This is a genomic window from Vibrio albus (assembly GCF_003144035.1).
Lineage (GTDB): Bacteria > Pseudomonadota > Gammaproteobacteria > Enterobacterales > Vibrionaceae > Vibrio > Vibrio albus.
Genome location: NZ_QFWT01000001.1, coordinates 219,998 through 242,443 on the forward strand (window position 1 = coordinate 219,998; position 22,446 = coordinate 242,443).

Sequence of the window (22,446 nt, forward strand, 5' to 3'; positions counted from 1 at the left end):
GACTTATGCAAATTTCCATGAAAAACATGACCGCTGATTCATTTGGTTATTCATTCCCAACAAAACCAAAAGCCAGGCAACCAGAAACCGTGTTCGACCCGGTGAAATACCCGGAATCCAGTAATCAGCTAATGAGCCACAAAGAGGTTCAGGATCTCTTTGGTGTAAAGCGTGGAGCCCTGAATCAATGGAGGAAAAATCGAGGGTTTCCATCACCGGTAACTAACTGCCCGCTTCGCTGGCTTAGATCGGCAGTGATGGAATGGCTTGATAATGAGGGAGGGTTTAAAGGTTAAGATTTTTCTTCTCAAAACTCAGCTCTTTTTGAATCTGCTCAAATAAAGCGTCTGCAAACATCTCATAGGCAACTTTCTGATCGCCAATCCAATCGTGCTTATTGTACACAGCCATTACACCCACCAGTTCATGACCAAGCATTTTTTCAGTCACATGAGGCAAAGCGCCTTGCTCCGAGCAAATGGTAGAGATACTTCGCCTGAAATCATGCGTTCGCCAGTGCGGCAACCGCATGGTTTCGCGAAGTCTACGGATATATCTGTTTGCAGCTGAAATGGTAATGGGTTTACTCAAAGACGCACCAGGGAATAAGTACCCATCATAGATATTCATTAACCTTTCCAATATCGGCTTTACATGCTTTGGTATCGGCCTTTTTATGGTGTTCCCCATTTTGCTTAACTCAGGAGGAACCGTCCAAACGTCATTATTCATATCAAAATGCTCAGTCCTTGCCAGGCGCAACTCAGAAAGCCTGTTTCCCCACAACATCGTTAATAAATGCAAATTTTTTGTTGTCGTTCCTGCCTTACTTCTCTCTATTTCAATCCAGATCTTAGCCAGTTCAGAAAGGCTTAATGTCCTTTCACCGGCCTTAGATGGACTCCCCACATGCTGCTGCTTTATCTTTTCCATCTCAGTCCCGTTAATCAGAAACTTAGATTTACAGAAATTAAAACACGCCCTTAATTTAGAAAATGCAGAATTAGCCATCCTAGGGTTATGTTTTGCAATATCATCAAACCAACACATCCACTCTCTTGCCGTAATAGTTTCCACATTCACATCGTGAAAAGCCGGATAAAAGTAATTTTTTGCCACTGATTCATAAAGAACATATGTACCCTCTTTAAGGGTGGATACTCTGTTCTCAAACCAATAATCCAGGCAGTCTTTCAGGGTGATAAAATCCGTTTCTCCGGTCAGTGCGATCTCTGGGTTCCTGCCTGCCTCTTTCAATTCCACCATTTGTTTATGAATAGCTCTGGCGTCTTTAAGAGTTACGTGAGGATACTTCCCTATTTTGAACCTCTTGTTTGTCCCATTGTATCGGCATCGATACTGGAATATGATGTTCGCCTTGGGAGTGACCCTTGCGATAAGGCCGTTCCCATCTTTAATTTCATTAGGTCCATCGTATATATCAAGGCGAGAAATTGCCTTTAACTGTTTGTCTGTAATAGCCATGGTCGTTACCTAAAAATTTGGACGCACTCACTTTTAAATTTGGACACATATTTGGACACAAATACAAATGTGATACTGCAAAATTCTATAACTATTGTAGCGATAAAGTGGCAACTTATGAACAATAAAACACTGAAAATATAGGTTTATTTTGGCTAACACCGAACACCAGAGAAATTCATTAAACAATGAACATCAACAGACATTCTACTTCTTTGATTATGAAACCTGGGGTGTCAGCCCGGCAAAAGACAGGCCATGTCAGTTTGCTGGTGTTCGTACAGATATGGACTTTAATATTATCGGTGATCCGCTGGTTATCTATTGTCAGCCACCCACGGATTATCTCCCCAATCCTGAAGCCGCGCTCATTACGGGGATTACCCCTCAGGAAGCGCAGCAGAAAGGCCTTTCGGAGCCAGAATTTATCCGGCAAATTCATCAGGCACTTTCTACCCCAAATACGACCAGCCTCGGCTACAACAGTATCCGTTTTGATGATGAGGTGACGCGTTATACCCTTTATCGTAACTTTTACGATCCTTATGCCTGGAGCTGGCAAAACGGCAACTCTCGCTGGGATCTTCTGGATATTATGCGAACCTGTTATTCGCTGCGTCCGGAAGGAATCGAATGGCCGGAAGATGATGAAGGGTTCACCAGTTTTAGGCTGGAAAAACTGTCTGTCGCCAACGGTATTGAACACTCTAACGCCCATGATGCCATGGCGGATGTTATCGCGACCATTGAAATGGCTAAGAAGTTAAAGGCAGCTCAACCAAAATTATTTTCTTATCTGTACAGTATGCGCAATAAACGCAAACTGAATGAGCTGGTTGATATTGTGAATATGACACCGCTGGTGCATGTTTCCGGAATGTTTGGGCGCGAATGCTCTAACACGAGTTGGGTCGTGCCGCTGGCCTGGCACCCGACCAACCAGAATGCGGTGATCATGGTGAATCTGGCAATGGATCCATCGCCTTTGCTCGAGCTAAACAGTGATGAACTCAGAGAGCGTCTTTATACCCGGCGTGATGATCTGGCACCGGACGAGCAGCCGGTTCCGGTGAAACTGGTCCATTTAAATAAGTGCCCCGTGCTTGCTCCGGCCAAAACACTCACGGCAGAAAATGCGGCTAACATCGGTATAGACAGAGAACAGTGCCTGAAACATCTGGCATTAATTAAACAACACCCGGAAATCAGAGAAAAGCTAATTGGGTTGTATTCTGTTGAACGGGACTATAGTGAGACGAATAAAGATGTGGATAGTCAGCTATACGACGGGTTTTTCTCTCCGGCGGACAAAGCGGCTATGGACATTATCCGGGAAACGTCTCCGGAGCATCTTGGAGCATTGGACATTGCATTCAGTGATCCACGAATAGAGCCTTTACTGTTCCGCTACCGGGCAAGAAATTTCCCACAAACATTAACGGCGGATGAACAGACCCGGTGGGCCCATCACTGCCGTGACTATTTTGAACAGAGGTTGCCAGATTACATGCTGAATCTGGAAAACCTTGTTCATGAACATGAAAGCGACGAGAAAAAGATCGCAATATTAAAATCCGTATATAACTACGTAGAGCGCCTTGTCTCCTGACCCTACGCTTATTAATAATCAAAAAAACAGGCGAATGCGTTATGCCAAAAAATAGTTATCCTAAAACAATCTTGCAATATCTGGTGTCCAGTGCGCTCATCATGGGCTCCCTCTTTGCCGGTATTGCTATACAGGAATACCTTCACCTTTCTATTCCGGGAAGCATCATCGGAATGTTACTACTGTTTATTCTGATGATTAGCGGCCTGGCCCCGGTTGAGTGGGTTAAGCCAGTCGCTCAGCTTTTTATCCGTTATATGGTTCTGCTCTTTGTACCGATCAGTGTCGGGCTAATCCAGTATGGGGAACTGCTCAGCCAAAATGCGGTACAAATACTGGCCGGGACTGTCGGAGGAACCGTCATTGTTCTGGTTGTGCTGGCGAAAATGCTTGAGCATATACTGTCCAATCAGCAAGAGACGGAGAGACATAACAAATGATTTGGGTATTGCTTACACTTATTGTCTTCTTCTTCTCCCGTTTTGTCTCTCAGAAGCTGAACCATCCATTAGCCAATCCATTAATGCTCAGTGTCGGGATTATTATTCCGGTTTTGATCGTATTGGACATCCCTTATGACACCTATAACGAGCAAAATCACTGGTTTACTTACCTTCTGCAGCCTGCGGTTGTCGCTTTGGCTTACCCCCTGTACGAACAGTTTCCTGAAATAAAGAAAAACTGGCGTATTATTTTCCTGGCCTGTGGCATCGGAAGTATTCTGTCTATGGCAACCGCTTCTCTTATCGCATTAGCTTTAAAAACCGATATCACTCTGATAGCGGCTATGCTGGGTAAATCAGTCACCACCCCTATTGCTATGGAAATCGCCAAGTTTTTGGGCGGAGAGCCCGCTATCGCCGCCGTGATGGTACTGATTGTAGGGGTATTCGGTGCGGTTTGTGCCTACCCTATCTACGGCTGGCTGAACATTACCCACCCGATTGCCAAAGGGCTGACTATGGGAACCGTATCGCACGCATTGGGTACCGCTACCTGCGCAGAAAAAGACCCGAGAGATGCCGCCTTCAGTTCCCTGGCTTTAGTCGTCTGTGGTGTTATCACATCTGTTCTGGCTCCTTTTGCCTATTTTTTGGTTGAAACTTTATATATTTACGTCAACGGAAGTTAACAGAACAAAACGTTAACGTTCATTTAGCATTTTTGAGAGTGGCTTCGCGCAATTTAGTCTTTAATTTACGATTTGTGTGAAGTCACTCATTTAATGAAATGAAAACAAGTATTGCACACGTAAGCGTGATCTAAAGCACAGATTTATACTCTGCGGTTTCTACAATAAAGAGCCAGAAATCAGTAAAGGATCCAGTATGGACGCTCGGTTTTCTCATGCTTTAGAACAGATGCCACCTGCGGTAGCAGACTATCTACGCCCGCTGCTTCAGTCAGAGCAATTTGACGGAACACTCTCTGCCCAACAATTTTCGGAACTGAAAGACCTCTCTTGCCTGTCCGATAAAGAGCTCCGGGTCCGGTTGCTCCCTCTGGCTGCGGCTTATTCTTATACTCCGATTTCTCATTTTAATGTGGGGGCGATTTGTCGTGGTGTATCAGGGCGGCTATATTTTGGCGGGAATATCGAGTTCTCGACAGTTCAGTTAGGCCAGACAGTACATGCGGAGCAATGTGCTATCAGCCATGCATGGATGAAAGGAGAACATGGCGTAAAAGATATCACAGTCAACTACAGCCCATGTGGCCATTGCCGCCAGTTTATGAATGAATTATCCACCGCAGAAGCGTTGCGAATCCAACTTCCGGAGCGACAGGAGCAGTCTCTGCAGTATTACCTGCCCGAATCCTTCGGGCCGAAAGATCTGGATATTGATGCCAGATTAATGAAACCATCGTCTCTACATTATCAGGCTCCGGATAAGTCCGATGTTCTGAGGAAGGCGGTAGAAGCGATGAACAAAAGTCACGCTCCATATACGCACAACCACAGTGGCGTCGCATTGCTGTTGAATGACGGCAGTATTTATAACGGTGCCTATGCCGAGAATGCAGCCTTTAACCCCAGCCTGCCACCGCTCCAGGTCGCCCTTATTCAGGTATTAATGGCCAGCAAACACTTTACCCAGATCGTTCAGGCCGGATTAGCCGAAACAGAGACTGGTATCATCAGTCATTACAGTGCAACACGAACAACACTGGATTCCATTAATTCAGATATCCTGCTGGAGTATTTAATGTTGTAGTCATACGACACACATCTTAAAACAAAAACTTCATCAGCAAACGTTTGCTACCCGGCGAAATATCAGTATGATCCGCTTAATTCGTACTAAATAAAAGGATACAACAATGCTTGGTACAGCAACTCGTAAAAATGCTACTCGTGTTTTATTACTCGGTTCCGGCGAACTTGGCAAAGAGGTGGCTATCGAGTGCCAACGTTTGGGGTTAGAAGTCATTGCCTGCGATCGTTATTCAGACGCGCCAGCTATGCAGGTTGCCCACCGCAGTCACGTAGTGGATATGCTTGATGGTGAAGCATTAACTCAGTTAATTGAACAGGAAAAACCAGATTATGTGGTTCCTGAAATTGAAGCCATTGCCACTGATACGCTGATTAAACTGGAAGAAGAACAGGGCCTGAATGTGGTTCCGTCAGCGAAAGCAACCAAGCTAACCATGGATCGTGAAGGTATCCGTCGCCTTGCGGCAGAGGAACTGTCGGTTCCTACCTCTCCTTATAGATTTGCGGATACTTTCGAAGAATTTAAGTCTTCTGTTGAGTTAGTAGGCATGCCATGTGTCGTGAAGCCCGTAATGAGCTCCTCCGGTAAAGGCCAGAGCGTTATTAAATCTGAAGAAGATATTGAAAAAGCCTGGAACTACGCTCAGGAAGGCGGCCGTACCGGTGCCGGCCGTGTCATTGTTGAAGGGTTTATCGATTTTGACTATGAAATTTCATTGCTGACCGTTCGCGCTGTGGATGGCGTGTTTTTCTGCGCCCCTATTGGCCACCGTCAGGAAGATGGCGATTACCGCGAGTCCTGGCAGCCTCAGGTCATGTCTGATGTTGCGTTAAAAGCGGCCGAATATATTTCTGAACAGGTCGTTAATGCACTGGGTGGTTACGGTCTGTTTGGTGTCGAATTGTTTATCAAAGGCGATAAAGTTATCTTCAATGAAGTTTCCCCTCGCCCACATGACACCGGCTTAGTGACTCTTATCTCTCAGGACATGTCTGAGTTTGCGCTGCATGTACGCGCATTTACCGGCATACCAGTGAACAAGATCAGCCAGCGTGGTCCTTCTGCATCTGCTGTTATTCTGGGTGAAGGCAAGTCGGACAATATCCGCTTTGAAGGACTGGAAGAAGCCTTAGCTAAGCCAGACACTCAGGCAAGATTATTCGGTAAGCCAGACATTGATGGTCGCCGCCGTCTGGGAGTGGTTCTTGCGAAAAGAAAAAACACGCAAGATGCGGTCGATGATGCCAAGGACAGCGCCAAAAAAGTAAAAGTTATTTATTAACTTTTATATTACTTCTCCCTCTCGGCTAAGGGGGAGAAGTAATAACCAGAAGTATCACAGTTTATTGAACTCCCGGTTTACCTTAAAGGTATCTGAAGTGACATAAGCTTCCATAGAGCGAATACGGTTTTCCAGCCCCGAAAAATCCTCTTCAATCGTCGTTAGCAACTGTTTTGGGGTCTGACCTGCCTGCCAGGCCTTACTTTTCAGTTTATGCGAATGAGATGCCGCTCTCTCCTGTGTATAGTCATAGGGCTGCTTTTCCAGCATCATGGTTGCTGCAAAGTAGGCTAACACGACCAGAAAGCTCCCCCCTAACAGTGCTGCTGACACCACTAAAATTCGGACCAGCCAGACTTCGATATCGAAATAGTGTGCTATGCCTGCACACACTCCGGTTAGTTTCCCGTTAACCGGGTCCCGATACAGCTCTCTATCTTTCATAATTCTGCCGCCAGTTAGGAGTTTCCACATCCAGAATACGTTCCAGAGTTTCTACCCGCTGCTGTAACACATCGGCTTTTGCCGACAACCGTTGCAAAGCCTCATAATCTTCTTCATTCAGCCCGGTATCTGATTTTCTCTTATTTCGGTAATGCAGAAATAACCAAAGCGGTGCGACAAAGATCAGAAATACAATTAATGGACCGACTAAAAATACCCCGCTCATAGCTCACTCCTGCGTTGATGATTATTCATTTATTTGTTCTGCTCTTCCATCTGCTGCTTCATCTTCGCCAGCTCTTGTTCTATCTCATCCTGAGCCTGAAGTTCGGCAAATTCCTGATCCAGAGATTTTCCCTGACCAGACATGGCATAACTGTCCGCTTCTGCTTCCATCTCATCAATTTTTCTTTCGTACTGCTCAAATTTCGAGAAGGCTTCATTAGTGCGTGCAGTATGCAGATGCCTTTGTACATCCCGGCGGTTACCGGCTGCTTCACGACGAATTACCAGAGCCTGTTGTTTCGCACGGGTTTCGTTGATCTTCGCTTCCAGTTTACCGATCTCTCCGGTCAGCTTGTCGATAGTTTCTTCTACCAGCGTCTGCTCTGTATGCAGGCCTTTCACGACATCCTGAAGCTTTTGCTTTTCTATCAGAGCCGCCCGCGCCAGATCTTCTCTCTGTTTGGAGAGAGCCAGTGCCGCTTTCTGCTGCCATTCGTCAATCTGACTTTCCAGACCATCCACTCTGCGGGAAAGCTCTTTCTTATCCGCGATGGCTTTTGCTGAATTGGTTCTAACCTCGACTAATGTATCTTCCATTTCCTGAAGAATCAGGCGAATCATTTTTTCCGGATCTTCTGCTTTATCCAGCAGTGCACTGATATTTGAGTTTACGATATCAGCAAAACGAGAAAAGATGCCCATAATAAACCTCACCGTTTGTCTGTTGACCTGTTTGTTTACATCGACTGATGCTACTTGCATCGACTATTACTGTTTGTTTGTACTTCTACTGTTTGTTTCTGCTGATACTGTTCCAAGATATGTGCCATTTCTTTACCCATTGAAAATCAATGCGTTATGATTTATTCGCATTTATTTCATCCCATGCTATGATGAAATTAACCAACAGTTAGTCAAATTGACCATAACATGAGGTTTATGATGAAACAGCAGACGCTGATAGGTGAGTCCGGCAACTTTCTCTCTGTGCTGGACAAGGTCTCCAAACTGGCCCCCATTGAACGCTCCGTACTGATTATCGGTGAACGCGGTACGGGGAAAGAGCTTATTGCCCAGCGGTTACATTACCTGTCCCGGCGATGGGATCAGCCACTAGTGACACTGAACTGCTCTACTCTCAGTGAAGGTCTGATTGATTCAGAACTGTTTGGCCATGAAGCCGGCTCCTTTACCGGCTCAAAGGGAAAGCATCAGGGTCGCTTTGAACGTGCAGAAAACGGAACGCTTTTTCTGGATGAGCTGGCTACCACACCACTCTCGGTACAAGAGAAATTATTACGCGTCATCGAATATGGTCAGTATGAACGAGTTGGCGGGAGTCAGACGCTAAATGCCAATGTCAGGCTTATCTGTGCAACCAATGCCAACCTTCCTCAATTGGCTAAACAAGACAAGTTCCGTGCCGACCTTCTGGATAGGCTCGCTTTCGATGTTATACACCTTCCGCCACTCAGAGAGCGACAGGAAGATATCTTGCTGCTGGCCGAGCACTACGCCATAAAAATGTGCCGGGAGCTGGCACTTCCTCTGTTTACCGGATTCAGCCACGAAGCCATCACCGAATTACAGAGCTATACCTGGCCGGGAAATATCCGGGAGCTGAAAAATGTTGTAGAAAGGGCCGTTTATCAACATGGCACCAGTGAAGCCCCTATTACGGCCCTCACTTTTGACCCTTTTACCGGAGCCTGGCAACAGGATGATGCGCAAGATGATTCTTCTCCCCAATCCACGGACCCTGAGTTCAGTTTCCCTCTTGATTATAAACAGTGGCACGAGGAGACGGATATCAGACTACTCACTCAGGCTTTAAAAGAAGCCCGGCACAACCAGCGTCAGGCTGCAGATTTGCTTGGCCTCAGCTATCATCAACTGAGAGGGATGTTACGTAAATACCAGCTTGCTTCATCGACCAATAAGCATGACGCATAATCGGGTGTTTTTCGTTAACCCTAAGTTATCAGGGGATAAACTTGGTCTATGAAAACAAAAGTGTTAAATTAGCCGGATCGCTGAAATACGCCCCAAAAGCAAACAGACGTGTTTCTTTTCAAATAGCAGCTCTTTCTATGAAAGTAATATTTAATCTAACGGTTGGTTTATTTGGCTTTGGCCTTCTGACCGGATGTAATGACAATATTGATCACTCTGAAATCAGAGAACAGGGATTTGTATTTTGTGGCCAGGGAGCCCCGACCTCTTTTAATCCACAACAGGTAGAAAGAGGTATCACGTCAGAGTCCCTGGGCCCGCAGATCTTCGAGACGCTTTTACAGCTTGATCCGGAAACCCAGCTTCCCGTACCGGCCCTGGCAGTTAACTGGACAACCAATCAAGACTCGACAGAATTCGTTCTTGAACTGCGTAAGGATGTCGAATTTCAGACGACACCATGGTTCACCCCGACCAGACCAATGAATGCCAGCGATGTGGTGTTCAGCTTTAATCGTATTCTTGACCCCAAAAATCCATTCCACAATGTCGGTAATAATAACTACCCATGGTTTTCCGGGATCGACTTTCAGGGGCTGGTAGAAAGTGTAGAGGCCATCGACAATTCCCACGTTAAGTTTACTCTGCGCAGACCGGACAATACGTTTCTGCCCAACATTTCTACAACTTTTGCTGTAATCCACTCGGAAGAGTATGCACAGCAGTTGGTCATTGACGACAATAAAGACAAGCTGGATATCTATCCGGTCGGAACCGGCCCCTTCTACCTGGCTGAATATCAGGTCGGAGACTTAATCCGGTTAAAAAGAAATGACCATTACTGGCGTGGCAGGCCAAAGATGGAACAGATCGTTTTTGATATTTCCGCCTGGGGAACCGGACCGCTGGCGAAATTGCTGCGTGGCGAATGTGATGTACTTAACTCGCCACTTTCCAGTCAGATACCAACCATTAAAAAGCAAGATCAGCTTAAGCTTGACGCTCACCCGGCAATGAATGTGGCGTTTATCGCTATCAATACTCAACATCCTGCGCTTGAAGATCAACGAGTACGCAAAGCGCTGAGTCTGTCGATAAACCGTGACAACATACTGGAATCTGTATACTACGGAACGGGGTCAAAAGCCTATTCCCTTCTCCCTCCGTCATCCTGGGCGTATCAAAAAGACACCGTACATATTCGCTACGACAAAAACTATGCGCTTGCCTTATTGCGGGATGCCGGCTTCAGTACGGGGCTCGAGCTGTCAATGTGGGTTCCGCTGGAAACCAATGCTTACAACCCAAGCCCGAGAAAAACAGCAGAACTTATCCAGGCGAGCTTTGCTGATATTGGGGTGAAACTTAACCTGTATACCAGTGACCGGTTTGATCGTACAGAGCTGGACCAGATTGCCAATATTGATCTGATTCTGACTGGCTGGAGCGCAAGTACCAGCGACCCTGATAACTTCCTGAGACCCATGCTTTCCTGTGGTGCGGAACAGGCTGGTCTGAATGTCTCTATGTGGTGTAACACTGACTTTGATTTCCTGCTGGATTTAGCCCGGGAGACCAATAATGAACGCTTTAGGATCAACCTATACCGCCAGGCACAACATATAATGAATGAAGAGGTTCCTATCATTCCTCTGGCGCATGGTGCTCAGTTCCAGGCATATCACAAATCAATGAGTGGATTTGATATCAGTCAGTTTAATACCCAGAGCTTCTATCAGGTTAAGAGGAATTAATCGATGTTTATTTACTCACTGAGAAGGCTTAACCTGTTTATTATTACGTTGCTGATTCTGACGATTGTTGGTTACAGTATTTTACGGCTTGACCCAAACTCGCCATGGGCCATGTATGAGTTTTCTGATGGCTGGCTCGAGTACCTTTCTCAGATTAGCCAGTTTAATTTCGGCCTGAATAACAACGGCACACCCGTTGTCGACGATTTGCGAGTGGTGTTTCCCGCCACGCTTGAATTGTGCTTTATCGCCTCAGTCATTGCCCTGGTCGTTGGCATACCCGCAGGTACCGTTGCGGGTATGAGACAGGGAAAATTCATAGATAATATTATCTCTTTTATCTCTATGTCCGGCTATAGTGCTCCGCTCTTCTGGCTGGCATTGCTGATGATTATGTTTTTTTCCCTTCATCTGGAAATGCTCCCGGTTTCCGGTCGCTATGAGCTGCTATATGAAATTGACCATGTCACCGGCTTTGCACTGCTTGACGCCTTTTTATCTGACGGCCCATACCGTTCTCAGGCACTACAAAGTGTTATGGAACACCTGATTCTGCCCAGTCTGGTCCTGGCCATTGCACCGACGACACAAGTGGTTAGCCTGATGCGCTCGTCCGTTGCAGAGGTCATGACCCAGAATTATATTCGGGTTGCCCGTATTAAAGGTTTATCAAAGTACGAAATTATTATGCAGCACGTGTTAAGAAATGCACTTCCCCCTATCATTCCTAAATTCGGGGTCCAGTTATCCAGTATGCTCACTTTCGCTATCATCACTGAGTCTATCTTTAACTGGCCTGGTATCGGACGCTGGCTGCTTGATGCATTATCAGACAAAGATTATGCCTCTATTCAGGCAGGTGTTATCGTGGTGGCAACGTTTGTTCTCGCCGCGAATATTCTGACTGATCTCCTGGGTGCCTTTGTAAATCCTTTGATAAGGAAGGAATTAAATGCTGATAACAAATAACATCTATCAGGAAGAGCATATTCCGACTCAGTTCGAGCGCTTCTGGCGAAGTTTCAGGGCAAACAGCATGGCGATGTTCGGCATGTGGTGTCTTCTGATTATTACTCTGGTCACAATTGTATCTCCCTGGATCGCACCTTACGATCCACAGACACAGACGGCAAACCTGCTATTACCACCATCGTGGGAACCGGAAGGCACTGTTGACTTTTTCTTCGGAACTGACGATCTGGGCAGAGATATTCTGTCAAGGATCCTATCTGGCTCTCAATTCACATACGGTGCAGCCGTTATTATCACTGCCATCGCGGCTTTAATCGGATGCACCATCGGTGTCCTTGCAGGCTTGACAAAGGGACTGCTCTCCAGCGTCCTTAACCACTTATTTGATACCGTAATGTCAATCCCTTCTCTTTTACTCGCGATTATATTTGTCGCGTTTCTGGGATTTGGCGAATTCAATATCCTGCTGGCAATTGGGTTAGCGTTGATCCCGCGTTTTATCCGTTCCGTGTATACGTCTGTCCATAATGAAGTCGAAAAAGACTACATTATGGCGGCGCGTCTGGATGGCGCGAATAATTTTTATCTGCTGATAAACTCTATTTTCCCTAATATTCTGTCTGCTGTCGTCGCTGAAATTACCATGGCCCTGACAATTGCAATACTGGATATTACCGCCCTTGGCTTTCTTGGATTGGGGGCACAAGCTCCCAGCACGGAATGGGGAGCCATTTTAGGTGACTCCGTGGAACTGATTTACCTTGCCCCCTGGACAGTAACCTTACCAGGGCTGGTGATTATGTTTACCGTTATTGTAATTAACCTTGTCGGCGAAGGCGTTCGTGATGCACTTAATGCGGGAGTCGAATAATGCCACTGCTCGATTTCAGACACTTAACAATAGAAATTGAAACTCCTCATGGCCTGGTTAAGGCCGTAGACAGAATGAGCCTCACCATCAATGAAGGTGATATTCGTGGCTTGGTGGGGGAATCCGGTTCAGGGAAAAGTCTGGTAGCCAAAGCCATTGTCGGAGTCTGTAAAGACAACTGGCGTATCTCGGCTGACAGAATGCGTCTTGGTGATGTTGATTTACTGCAGCTAACGCCAAGAGAACGCCGACGTGTGATTGCCCGTGATGTAGCAATGATTTTTCAGGAGCCTTCCAGCTGTCTTGACCCTTCAGAAGTTGTCGGTAATCAGCTCGCTGAATCAATTCCTTCTGCTTCTTTTGAAGGGCGTTGGTGGGAAAGACTGAAATGGCGGAAAAAGCAGGCTATTGCTCTGTTACATAAAGTCGGTATCAAAGAACACACCCGGGTGATGAACAGCTATCCGTACGAGTTGACCGACGGAGAGTGTCAGAAAGTAATGATCGCCATGGCGATCGCTGCCAAGCCAAGAATTCTGATCGCCGATGAGCCGACGAACGACCTGGACCCGATCACTCAGTCACAAATACTGCGTCTTCTCAGCCGAATGAACCAAATCAACAACACAACTATTTTGCTGATTGGTCACGATCTGACGACCATTACGCAGTGGGCAAAACGAATCACCGTTATGTATTGCGGGCAATCTGTTGAGTCGGCGTCCACGCAGCAGATCCTGAACGCTCCTAAGCACCCTTATACCCATGCCCTGCTTAATGCCATGCCGGATTTCAGTCAGTGGATACCGCATAAGCAGAAACTCGAATCGCTGCCGGGTTCGATTCCTCCGTTACAGCATCTGCCCATTGGGTGTCGGCTGGGGCCCCGCTGCCCATACGCCCAGCGCCAGTGTGTGGTATATCCGCATACGAGAAAAATAAAAGGGCATAAGTTTGCCTGTCATTTCCCGCTTAATACTGATTTGGAGAAAAAGTCATGAGTGCTCTGCTGGAAGTGAACAACCTGGCAAAAACCTTTGTGAGCCGAACCGGATTGTTCCGAAAGAAAGTCCAGGAAGCGGTAAAACCGGTTAGCTTCACTCTGGAACCAGGTCAGACAATCGCATTTATTGGTCAGAATGGTTCAGGAAAGTCGACACTTGCCAAAATGCTGGCCGGCGTAATTGAACCCACATCGGGTGAAATCCGGGTCAACGGAGAAAAACTTGAACATGGCGACTACAGTACCCGCTGTAAGTTAATCCGTACCATTTTTCAGGATCCCAATACCTCGTTGAACCCAAGAATCCAGATTGGCCGGATTCTTGAAGGGCCTCTGAAACGTAATACCGATATGACTCCGGAAGCCCGGGCTCAGCGGGTCAGAGACACACTGACCAGAGTTGGACTACTACCGGAACACGCGTATTTTTATCCGCAAATGCTTGCAACAGGCCAAAAACAGAGGGTCTGTCTCGCAAGAGCCTTGATCCTTCAGCCTTCTGTTATCATTGCGGATGAAGCGCTGAACGGGTTAGACATGGCAATGCGCTCTCAAATTATTAATTTGCTTTTAGAACTACAGGAAGAAATGGGGGTGTCATTTGTTTATGTTTCCCAGCAAATAGGCATCATTAAACATGTCAGCGATCAGGTGATGGTGATGCATGAGGGAGAAGTCGTTGAACATGGAGACAGCCAAGTAGTGCTGAGCCAGCCTCAACACCCTATTACACAAAAACTCGTTGAAAACCACTTCTATACCAACCCTTCCCACAGTAAAGGCGGTGTAGGCAAATAGCTTAGGGTGCACACCCTGGGAAATAAACGGAAAACAAAAAGGGTGAGATAGCACTATCTCACCCTTTTCTTTACAAACTTAAGCTCGGAGCAGTTACGCTAGTTCCTGCTGCAACCATGGCCAGCCTTGTTTTTTACGACTCAGCGTGTTTTCCATCATTAGCATGCCGTCTTTCTCATGCTTAACCAGCTTCTCAGCCCACTCACCCTTGTACAGCAGGCGAGTTTGCGCTGTCGTAATATCAGTCAGCATAACAGAAGCAAACGCTAAGCCTTCTTCTTCACAGCGACGGGTCAAATCAGCTTCAAGCGCATCAATCATGCCTTCAACCTGCTCAAGCGTAGCCAGTTCGATTTGACCAACCACCACCTGACGCCCATTAAACGGGTATTCTTTGAGGTCTTTTTCAACCAGCTGTGCTGCAGAAAGTCCTTCAATATCCGTTTTAGCAATCAACAAGTTTTTAATAAAGGCATCCAGATCAGTCACTTCGGCATATTCAGCCAGCGCAGCTACTGCTTCTTTATCTTTTTCTGTACAGGTTGGTGATGCAAAACCTACTGTATCTGAAAGAATGGCAGACATCATCAGGATCGCCATAGGGCGAGTGATCTCTACTTGCTCCATTTTCAGCAAATTGAACAGAATGGTGTTGGTACAGCCAACAGGCCAAATCCAGGCTTCAAGTGGATTTACCGTCATAATATCACCCAGACGATGGTGATCGACAATACCTAAAATTTCTGCCTCATTAACATCATCCGGAGCCTGGGCAACATCTGAATAGTCAACCAGCCAAATTTTCTCACCAGCAACGCCAGTACACATTTCCGGTGCTTCCACACCAGCTTGCTCCAGAATATACTGGGTTTCACGGTTCAGTTCGCCCTGGCGTACTGCTTTAGCTTCAAGGCCACGAGCCTTGAGCAACTCAGTTGCAACCAGTGCACTACAAATACTATCGCTATCCGGGTTCTTGTGACCGACAACTTGAATCATGTTTTTTCCTATACAAGTTATGTATGTTTGTACCTAACCGGATACTTTACCTGATTTTAAAAATTTGTCATCGGGTTTATCGGCCTGCGTAACGTTTACAGAACAAGTATTGCTCAATGAATACCCTTCCTATGGCCTAAGAGAATAAATAAAATTTATTGAAAATTTTTCTTGCAACTGCTGGATAACCCGAGATTACGGGCTTCGCGCATTTTATCCACAGATATTGTGGAAAACTGGAATAGCGGAGTTGTAAAAAGCCTGTAACAGCCAGATAACAAAAGATTTTCTCAAATTAGAGAACATCTAAATCATGCCTTTCCTGTTTGGCCAGTTTTCTGGTAAACAGAAAACCATGAATCAGAATAGGAAGCTGGATGCAGGCAACAAGAATCAGTATCGGTATGATAAATACGTCAAGGCTTCTGCAACAGCCCCAGTCACTACAGGCGATAACCAAAAATGCAGCTAACAAAATCTTAAGTGCTGTCCAGATATTCAGCAGCAAAAATATGTGACGATTCACAGTAATATTCAGTCCTTGAGCTTTTTATGACGTTATCGTATTTCCTATTTAGCTCGTCAGGTTTTAATTATTTTTAATAACGTCACAAAATGTAATCCGTTACATTATAATGTAACGATTTGGGCATTGGACAATCAATGAGAATCCGGTGTTACTGCTCCATATTATCGATACGGTTCACACTTTGTCACTATTTAACAATCAGCTCAATATGAATGATCTATAGAGCTATAACTCAAAGTAGACACAAACAGACCGCTTTAACATTTCTGGAGATTTATGCTTGTCGGTACCCTTGTTGCCGATTATTGTCTTTATATTACTTATAATAAATAACAATCAGGAATCGTTTATGAAGTTTACCTCTGAACATATCGAAGCACTTAACCTACTTCTTCAATTTGATTTAAGCAGTTCTTTTACTGGTATCAAAGTTCATCAGGATGCCTCACAGGAAATGCAGGCGGCCGTAGCAGCACTACATGAAAAAGGACTTTGTACTCTTCCGGATGGTGGGTATCTCACCGATGAAGGTATTGAAATGGCCCAGCATGCAGAGCGTGTCCTGTCATTTTTGTGCGCACAATAAAAGTCGCAGCCCAGCCTCGGATTCATAAAGCAACTGATATTGTCTTTTGCCCATATGATCCGGGGCGTGGTCATCAGTGTTAACTGCGACTATTGTCCCCGCCAGCAATAAGTTCATTAATCCAGGATGAAAATGCCTGAAACCTTGGTCTCTGCTCATGACCCTTCGGGCAAATCAAATCATAGCCAAGCCCGGCATCCACGGACTCAAACGGTGCAATCAGTTCTCCACTATCCAGGTATGGCCTGATGAGCTGATACCGCCCCATCGCAATCCCCATGGAGGCTTTTGCTGCTGACATTGCCAATTCTTCATGATTAAACACATAATGGTGACTCAGTATATCCGTCTTCCTTCCAGTCTGTTTTAGCCAATGCAACCACTCAGCCTGCGGAGACAGAAATTCCAATGATTCTGTACTGTGAATAAAACAGGCCTCTTTTAATCGTTCTTCACTATTATTCAAGCCTAATTTATCCGCGTATTCTCTGGTACAAACCGGCAGAAGCTTCTCATCAAATAAACGCTGATGATAGAAATCGGTATGGGTGGCATCACCATAATAAATCGCCAAATCCACCGGCTGATTCTGAAAGTCCAGCTTGCTGGCCTTTACCCGGACTTTTACATCCAGTAGGGGGTAGCGTTTCTGGAATTCCGAAAATCGCGGCAACAGCCATAAATGAGCAAACGTTGGTGCCACGCCGATATAAAGCTCCCCTGTCAGTTCGTTAAAACGAATATCTTCAATTTCGGAAAAAACGGCATCGAATGATGTGGTTAGCGTGGCAAGGATGCGCTGCCCTTCTTCGGTCAACTCAAGCTTACGGGTTAAGCGGATAAACAGTTTAAACCCCAGTTCTTCTTCCAGTTTTTTGATTCGCTGACTGACGGCTCCCTGCGTTAAACAAAGCTCTTCTGAAGCCAGAGTAAAACTTAAAAACCTGGCCACCACACTAAAGGTATACAGGTTAGCAATTAATGACTGTCTGTTGTCCATATTACATTCCATGCATTAATTTATCTAATGCGTAAGCACTGATAAATCGTTTGTTAGTCATAATTTCTTAAGCTTAAATTAAATCATCTTATCTATAAAGACTCATCGACTAAGAGAAAGCTATTATGAAAAAAGCATTAAAAATTGCCGTTATCGGTGGCGGTTCCAGCTACACTCCGGAACTGATTGAAGGTCTGCTAAAGCGTAAACATGAACTGCCTATCAGCGAACTATGGCTGGTCGATATCGAAGATGGTCGGGAAAAGGTGAATATCATTGCTGGTCTCGCAGAAAGAATGATCAAACGTGAAGGGTTAGATATTCGCGTCCAGGTTACCCTTGATAGACGCCTCGCCCTGAAAGACGCTGATTTTATCTGCTCCCAGTTTCGCGCAGGCTGTCTGGAGGGCCGTATTCGTGATGAGCGGATATCACTTAAGTACGGCATGATTGGCCAGGAAACCAATGGACTGGGTGGCTTTGCCAATGCCTGTCGTACCATACCCATCACACTGGAAATCTGCCGGGACATCGAAGAACTTTGTCCCGATGCATGGCTTCTGAATTTCACAAACCCGTCAGGTATGGTAACCGAGGCGGTTCTCAAGCACACCAATGTGAAGGCCGTCGGCCTGTGTAATGTCCCGGTGATCATGCAAAAAGGCGTCGCTAAAATGCTGAACGCCGAGGAAGGTGAATTTATTATGCAGGTTGCCGGCCTGAACCACCTTATCTGGGCCCGTCAAATCCTGCATGAGGGGAAAGACAAGCTGGACTACGTGATAAGTGAGATCATAAATGGCAATGACCCTCTGGTACCGGCCAATATTCCTCCGTTCGACTGGCCAAAAGATCTATTGAAAGAGATGGGTATGATCCCGTGTGCATACCTGCGCTACTACTACACCAGTGACGACATAATGAAGCAGGAACAGCATGAAGCCGATGGCGAAGGTACCCGCGGAGAAGTGGTTAAAGAGATGGAAAAACGCCTGTTTGACATCTACAAAAATCCAGATCTGAATGAAAAACCGAAAGAACTGGAAAAACGTGGTGGTCAGTATTATTCCGAAGCCGCTTGTGAACTGATGACATCAATCTATAACGACAAACGTACCATTATGCACGTAAATACTCGCAACAATGGTGCGATTAACGGACTGCCTGATGACTGCGCTGTAGAAGTCAGTTCAATCATCACAAAAAATGGTCCGCTTCCACTAAACGTGGCTCCGTTCCCCAGCGATACTCTGCGCCTGATCCAGCTAATGAAAGAGTTCGAGACTCTGACCGTCGAGGCTGCCGTCACCGGTAATCTGGTCGCCGCGAAACGCGGACTGATCCTGAATCCTATCGTAAACACAGGTACAGTACTGGATGAAGCACTACTGGAAACAGTACAGGAAAACCGTGACTATATGCCGCAGTTTCATCATTTACTAAACCGGTAAAACACCGACGCCGGGCTCTCTCAATGGACTCCTAAGGTCACCGATTTTTCAGGTGACCTCTACGGATAAGGCATTGAATATGTTAAATGCGTTAATTATTAACCGGTATAAGTCGTCCATTATTACTCAACAACTCCAATTCCACTGGAAAACTGTATATGTGCCGCTTCATTTTTTTTAGCCCTGTACATGGCACTATCCGCCATTTCAACGATATTTTCTATATTAACTTCATTCGGCGATATAATGTGAATACCAATACTTGCTGAGATTCTTAATTCATGACCATCAATGAACAAGTGTTGTTCTATGATTTTTTCAATTCTTTCTGCCAGTTTTGTAGAGACATTATAGGCTTCGTCACTCGAAGAAGTAGATATTTCCAGTAAAATTGCGAATTCATCCCCTCCCAGGCGAATGGGTATCTCATTTTTTCTGGAAATATGCTTCAATCGAGAGGCTACCATTCTAAGAACTTTATCACCAATAATATGTCCATAGATATCATTTACTTCTTTGAATTTATCCAAATCAATAAAAATCAAAGCCCCATAAATACTCTTTTTTGTGACAACATACGATAACTCATTAAGCTTGATATCAAATATTCTTCGATTATATAAATGCGTCAACGGATCGGTAATTGAATCATCAAGAAGCCTTTTCTGTAAACCTTCAAAGGAATTAATAGTTAGAAGCAAAGGTAATAGCCCACAATAAAACACCCATATAAGATTAGTATATTTATCAAAAATAAATTTATAATCAGTCATTATCATTATTTCTTTAACGATAATAAAACATGGAAAAACCATCATAATTGTAACTAATATTATTTTTGAGTACTTTCTATTCTTACATTCATATAAAATGGTTAAACCAGAGAATATGGTTGACAGGAAGAGAAATAGACTATCCATAAAAAAGACCACTTCACTACTTCTCATTATCATAAAGTTAATTGTTACTGCAAAATACACCATCATAAACAGTAATATTTTGTTTACAGGCACCTCTGATTTCCCTTGTTGTATTGAACATACAACAATCCCCGTCATATATATCCCAATAAATACGTGCTGAAATATATTAATGTATATACTTTCACCTATGGTGAACATAAAGAAGTAGATTCCAAGCGCTAAGAAAGCTACAGATGAAGTCACTAAAGCATCTATTTTTTCAGAATTAGATCTCACTAGAAACATAGATACTGATATGAATAAATTCAAAAAAAATAAAACCAGATAGATTGATGAGTCACTATAGTTCATATAATTACCATTTAGACATTGATACCTCTATATTTAAGGTAATTTTAACGAGAGCACTTAACGAATGAGATACTATAACTTATACTTTTTTCGAAATTTTGTTGGGTTAACTAAGAACTTATTCTTAAAAACAATCGAAAAATAGTTACTATGAAGATCTGTTCCCTTTGCGATTTCTGATATAGACTTACTAGTTCTTATCAATAATAGCCTTGCTCTTCTTAACTTTAAGTCCAGAATCAGATCAATACATGTTATGCCATATGGTTTTAATCTCCTGGACAGTGTTTGAGGACTTAACATTAACTCCGTTGATATAGTTCTACAGCTTATACTTGATAGATTTCTTAGAATTAAATCTCTACAGAGGTCGATTGTTGACAAGCATGTATCACCATCTGATCTAATCAAAGAGAGAGAAAAAGAACGTTTATACATATCAATATTTGGAACAATACTTAAATTGTTATACAACTTTTCTCGTATTACTTTTCCTTTGTATAAATATACAAATAGATATAACTCGATATGTTTATCAAATGCATACAATGAAATATTTAATTGTTCTAACGCAGGAATAACTATGGTGGTTCCTTCTCTGACTTTCTCTAGTCTACCCTTATATGAAATAAATCCTTCAGCATTTTTTATGTAAATCATATGTGGGTTATTACTAAAAAATATAAACTCTCTAAATTCTTTCGGATTCAAAAAAAGCTTCTTTACTTTTATCATTTATTCGTCTTTCCATATTATCTTTCAAGATCTGGATCAAAGTAACTGGTGTAGTATAGTAATAACCCTGAACTAATAATTTATTGATTTTTGCAAAACGGTCGTGAATCTGTAAGCAAACATCATTCAGTATTATCGAATGTTTAACAAAAGGAATTAGAACCTTGATTAAGGAATTTAATTCATCGGTTCTATTAACATTATACACAAGATAATACTTATCTAATTTTATATAGTCCCACATTACTATACCTAAAGAACTACACGCTTGCTGAATATGATGGTTAAATCCATCTAGACACAGCTTATATCCAATACTTTGTAGTTTAGATAATTTTGAAAATAGAAGACTTTGTTCTGACCCTTCAGTCTCTTGAAATTCATTTATCTCTAAGATAATGTCTCTATCTTTTTTATTTAAGAGATAAATGTAAAATTCATAATTTAGCAGACTTTTTAACGTGATATTAATTGAGAACCGATATTTATTTGGATTTTCATTTATATAATCTAGCTGATTTCTGGTTATTTCCGTTATCAAGCTGTCTTCAACATTTTCAAAGAAATCCACTGACCCTAGACTTTCTCCACTTTGCTCAATGACTTGAGTAACTATCTCATAATACTCAACTCTGTCTGGATTCAGCGATTTCACCGGAAACAATAAAAACTCAATCTCTGCCCAACACCCACAGTTTGATTGTTGAAATAACGAAACATGATTTCCATTTCTGGTAGAAAAATATTTTTTATTTTTAATAATATTCATAATTACTAGCCAAGTTACGTTTATAGTGAACTCTTGAAAAGAATTCTATTATTATGCTCTATGACAAACAATACTTAATTTATCCAACGAGAAAAAGTCATAGGAAGTCAAATTACTGTCACTGAATGAGTAAAAACTAGCTTAATTAAAAGGAGAGATGAACTAACTCCTTGTTTTTAAGCAACAAAAAAGCAACAATAACAACCAGCAACTCAAACATAGTTACAACAAAACCGGTTACATTTATCAGAAAATGGAATAATTTTTATGGAAGATGAAGATAAATTGATATGAATATAGTGTAGCGTCAAAAAACAAAAGAAATAAAATGAGACATAGATCACACTTTATTAATTATTGTGATCAAGACCTACATAACAATAGACTACTGTAATAACTTTTGATGATTCTATCAATATTTAGTTTCACAGATTTACACATTCACCACTTCCTAGTGGTAATTGACAGATAAGAAAGAAATAACTCAC

24 protein-coding genes are annotated in these 22,446 nt (G+C 43.6%); 14 read left to right on the top strand and 10 right to left on the bottom strand.

Going from position 1 to position 22,446, the window contains the following annotated elements; translation table 11 throughout:
• Positions 1 to 5: 5 nt before the first annotated feature.
• Positions 6 to 296, top strand: coding sequence for a helix-turn-helix transcriptional regulator (locus DI392_RS19675; RefSeq protein ID WP_109318034.1), 291 nt, complete (start codon positions 6 to 8; stop codon positions 294 to 296).
• Here DI392_RS19675 and DI392_RS00945 read toward each other — a convergent pair.
• The gene (locus DI392_RS00945; RefSeq protein WP_109318035.1) at positions 286 to 1,485 is read right to left on the bottom strand and encodes a tyrosine-type recombinase/integrase; all 1,200 of its coding nucleotides are present in this window, start codon (positions 1,483 to 1,485) and stop codon (positions 286 to 288) included. The genes DI392_RS19675 and DI392_RS00945 overlap by 11 nt on opposite strands.
• A gap of 151 nt (positions 1,486 to 1,636) precedes the next feature.
• On the opposite strand from DI392_RS00945, the gene sbcB reads away from it, so the two are divergent.
• The 5 genes from sbcB to purT all read left to right on the top strand — a co-directional run bounded on the left by sbcB (position 1,637) and on the right by purT (position 6,595).
• Positions 1,637 to 3,094, top strand: coding sequence for an exodeoxyribonuclease I (sbcB, locus tag DI392_RS00950; RefSeq protein WP_109318036.1), 1,458 nt, complete (start codon positions 1,637 to 1,639; stop codon positions 3,092 to 3,094).
• 41 nt (positions 3,095 to 3,135) lie between these two features.
• Complete coding sequence (locus tag DI392_RS00955) at positions 3,136 to 3,534, top strand: CidA/LrgA family protein (protein WP_109318037.1); 399 nt, start codon at positions 3,136 to 3,138, stop codon at positions 3,532 to 3,534.
• Positions 3,534 to 4,226: an LrgB family protein gene (locus DI392_RS00960; RefSeq protein WP_109318526.1), complete on the top strand. Its 693-nt coding sequence runs from the start codon at positions 3,534 to 3,536 to the stop codon at positions 4,224 to 4,226. Before DI392_RS00955 ends, DI392_RS00960 begins: the two co-directional genes overlap by 1 nt.
• A gap of 196 nt (positions 4,227 to 4,422) precedes the next feature.
• Positions 4,423 to 5,310 carry a cytidine deaminase gene (cdd, locus tag DI392_RS00965; RefSeq protein WP_109318038.1) on the top strand — a complete coding sequence of 296 codons (888 nt, stop codon included), beginning with the start codon at positions 4,423 to 4,425 and terminating at the stop codon, positions 5,308 to 5,310.
• A gap of 106 nt (positions 5,311 to 5,416) precedes the next feature.
• Entirely contained in the window at positions 5,417 to 6,595 is a 1,179-nt protein-coding gene (gene purT / locus DI392_RS00970; RefSeq protein ID WP_109318039.1) for a formate-dependent phosphoribosylglycinamide formyltransferase, read from the top strand.
• A gap of 54 nt (positions 6,596 to 6,649) precedes the next feature.
• Here the strand turns inward: purT and pspC are convergent, their stop codons facing one another.
• The 3 genes from pspC to pspA are packed head-to-tail and all read right to left on the bottom strand — an operon-like array spanning position 6,650 to position 7,966.
• Positions 6,650 to 7,039 carry an envelope stress response membrane protein PspC gene (gene pspC, locus DI392_RS00975; protein WP_109318040.1) on the bottom strand — a complete coding sequence of 130 codons (390 nt, stop codon included), beginning with the start codon at positions 7,037 to 7,039 and terminating at the stop codon, positions 6,650 to 6,652.
• Positions 7,029 to 7,265, bottom strand: coding sequence for an envelope stress response membrane protein PspB (pspB, locus tag DI392_RS00980; RefSeq protein WP_109318041.1), 237 nt, complete (start codon positions 7,263 to 7,265; stop codon positions 7,029 to 7,031). Before pspB ends, pspC begins: the two co-directional genes overlap by 11 nt.
• A gap of 29 nt (positions 7,266 to 7,294) precedes the next feature.
• Entirely contained in the window at positions 7,295 to 7,966 is a 672-nt protein-coding gene (pspA, locus tag DI392_RS00985) for a phage shock protein PspA (protein WP_109318527.1), read from the bottom strand.
• A 240-nt stretch (positions 7,967 to 8,206) separates the two neighbouring features.
• Between pspA and pspF the strand changes: the two genes are divergently transcribed.
• The 6 genes from pspF (at position 8,207) to DI392_RS01015 (ending at position 14,615) form a co-directional block, all read left to right on the top strand.
• A complete protein-coding gene (gene pspF, locus DI392_RS00990; RefSeq protein ID WP_109318042.1) occupies positions 8,207 to 9,217 on the top strand; it encodes a phage shock protein operon transcriptional activator in 1,011 nt (336 codons plus the stop codon).
• A gap of 137 nt (positions 9,218 to 9,354) precedes the next feature.
• Positions 9,355 to 10,971, top strand: coding sequence for an ABC transporter substrate-binding protein (locus DI392_RS00995; protein ID WP_109318528.1), 1,617 nt, complete (start codon positions 9,355 to 9,357; stop codon positions 10,969 to 10,971).
• A 3-nt stretch (positions 10,972 to 10,974) separates the two neighbouring features.
• A complete protein-coding gene (locus DI392_RS01000; protein WP_109318043.1) occupies positions 10,975 to 11,940 on the top strand; it encodes an ABC transporter permease in 966 nt (321 codons plus the stop codon).
• On the top strand, positions 11,927 to 12,814 hold the full coding sequence (gene sapC, locus DI392_RS01005; protein WP_109318529.1) for a putrescine export ABC transporter permease SapC: 888 nt from the start codon (positions 11,927 to 11,929) through the stop codon (positions 12,812 to 12,814). Before DI392_RS01000 ends, sapC begins: the two co-directional genes overlap by 14 nt.
• A complete protein-coding gene (locus DI392_RS01010) occupies positions 12,814 to 13,815 on the top strand; it encodes a peptide ABC transporter ATP-binding protein (RefSeq protein WP_109318044.1) in 1,002 nt (333 codons plus the stop codon). Before sapC ends, DI392_RS01010 begins: the two co-directional genes overlap by 1 nt.
• The gene (locus DI392_RS01015) at positions 13,812 to 14,615 is read left to right on the top strand and encodes a peptide ABC transporter ATP-binding protein (RefSeq protein WP_109318045.1); all 804 of its coding nucleotides are present in this window, start codon (positions 13,812 to 13,814) and stop codon (positions 14,613 to 14,615) included. The genes DI392_RS01010 and DI392_RS01015 overlap by 4 nt, the downstream gene beginning before the upstream one ends.
• A 93-nt stretch (positions 14,616 to 14,708) precedes the next feature.
• Here DI392_RS01015 and DI392_RS01020 read toward each other — a convergent pair whose 3' ends face one another.
• A complete protein-coding gene (locus tag DI392_RS01020; protein WP_109318046.1) occupies positions 14,709 to 15,614 on the bottom strand; it encodes a manganese-dependent inorganic pyrophosphatase in 906 nt (301 codons plus the stop codon).
• Between the two features lie 295 nt (positions 15,615 to 15,909).
• Positions 15,910 to 16,140 (bottom strand): hypothetical protein, encoded by a 231-nt coding sequence (locus DI392_RS01025; RefSeq protein ID WP_109318047.1) that lies wholly within the window; start codon positions 16,138 to 16,140, stop codon positions 15,910 to 15,912.
• Between the two features lie 352 nt (positions 16,141 to 16,492).
• Between DI392_RS01025 and DI392_RS01030 the strand changes: the two genes are divergently transcribed.
• Positions 16,493 to 16,729, top strand: a complete 237-nt coding sequence (locus DI392_RS01030; protein WP_109318048.1) for a TIGR02647 family protein — start codon at positions 16,493 to 16,495, stop codon at positions 16,727 to 16,729.
• Between the two features lie 79 nt (positions 16,730 to 16,808).
• Here the strand turns inward: DI392_RS01030 and DI392_RS01035 are convergent, their stop codons facing one another.
• On the bottom strand, positions 16,809 to 17,729 hold the full coding sequence (locus DI392_RS01035; protein WP_109318049.1) for a LysR substrate-binding domain-containing protein: 921 nt from the start codon (positions 17,727 to 17,729) through the stop codon (positions 16,809 to 16,811).
• A 125-nt stretch (positions 17,730 to 17,854) separates the two neighbouring features.
• Between DI392_RS01035 and DI392_RS01040 the strand changes: the two genes are divergently transcribed.
• Positions 17,855 to 19,180, top strand: a complete 1,326-nt coding sequence (locus DI392_RS01040) for a 6-phospho-beta-glucosidase (RefSeq protein WP_109318050.1) — start codon at positions 17,855 to 17,857, stop codon at positions 19,178 to 19,180.
• A gap of 122 nt (positions 19,181 to 19,302) precedes the next feature.
• On the opposite strand, the gene DI392_RS01045 is transcribed toward DI392_RS01040, so the two are convergent.
• The 3 genes from DI392_RS01045 to DI392_RS01055 form a co-directional block, all read right to left on the bottom strand.
• Positions 19,303 to 20,454, bottom strand: coding sequence for a GGDEF domain-containing protein (locus DI392_RS01045; protein WP_109318051.1), 1,152 nt, complete (start codon positions 20,452 to 20,454; stop codon positions 19,303 to 19,305).
• 72 nt (positions 20,455 to 20,526) lie between these two features.
• The gene (locus DI392_RS01050; protein ID WP_181388338.1) at positions 20,527 to 21,165 is read right to left on the bottom strand and encodes a helix-turn-helix domain-containing protein; all 639 of its coding nucleotides are present in this window, start codon (positions 21,163 to 21,165) and stop codon (positions 20,527 to 20,529) included.
• Entirely contained in the window at positions 21,146 to 21,958 is an 813-nt protein-coding gene (locus tag DI392_RS01055; protein ID WP_109318053.1) for an EAL domain-containing protein, read from the bottom strand. The genes DI392_RS01050 and DI392_RS01055 overlap by 20 nt, the downstream gene beginning before the upstream one ends.
• Positions 21,959 to 22,446 lie beyond the last annotated feature (488 nt).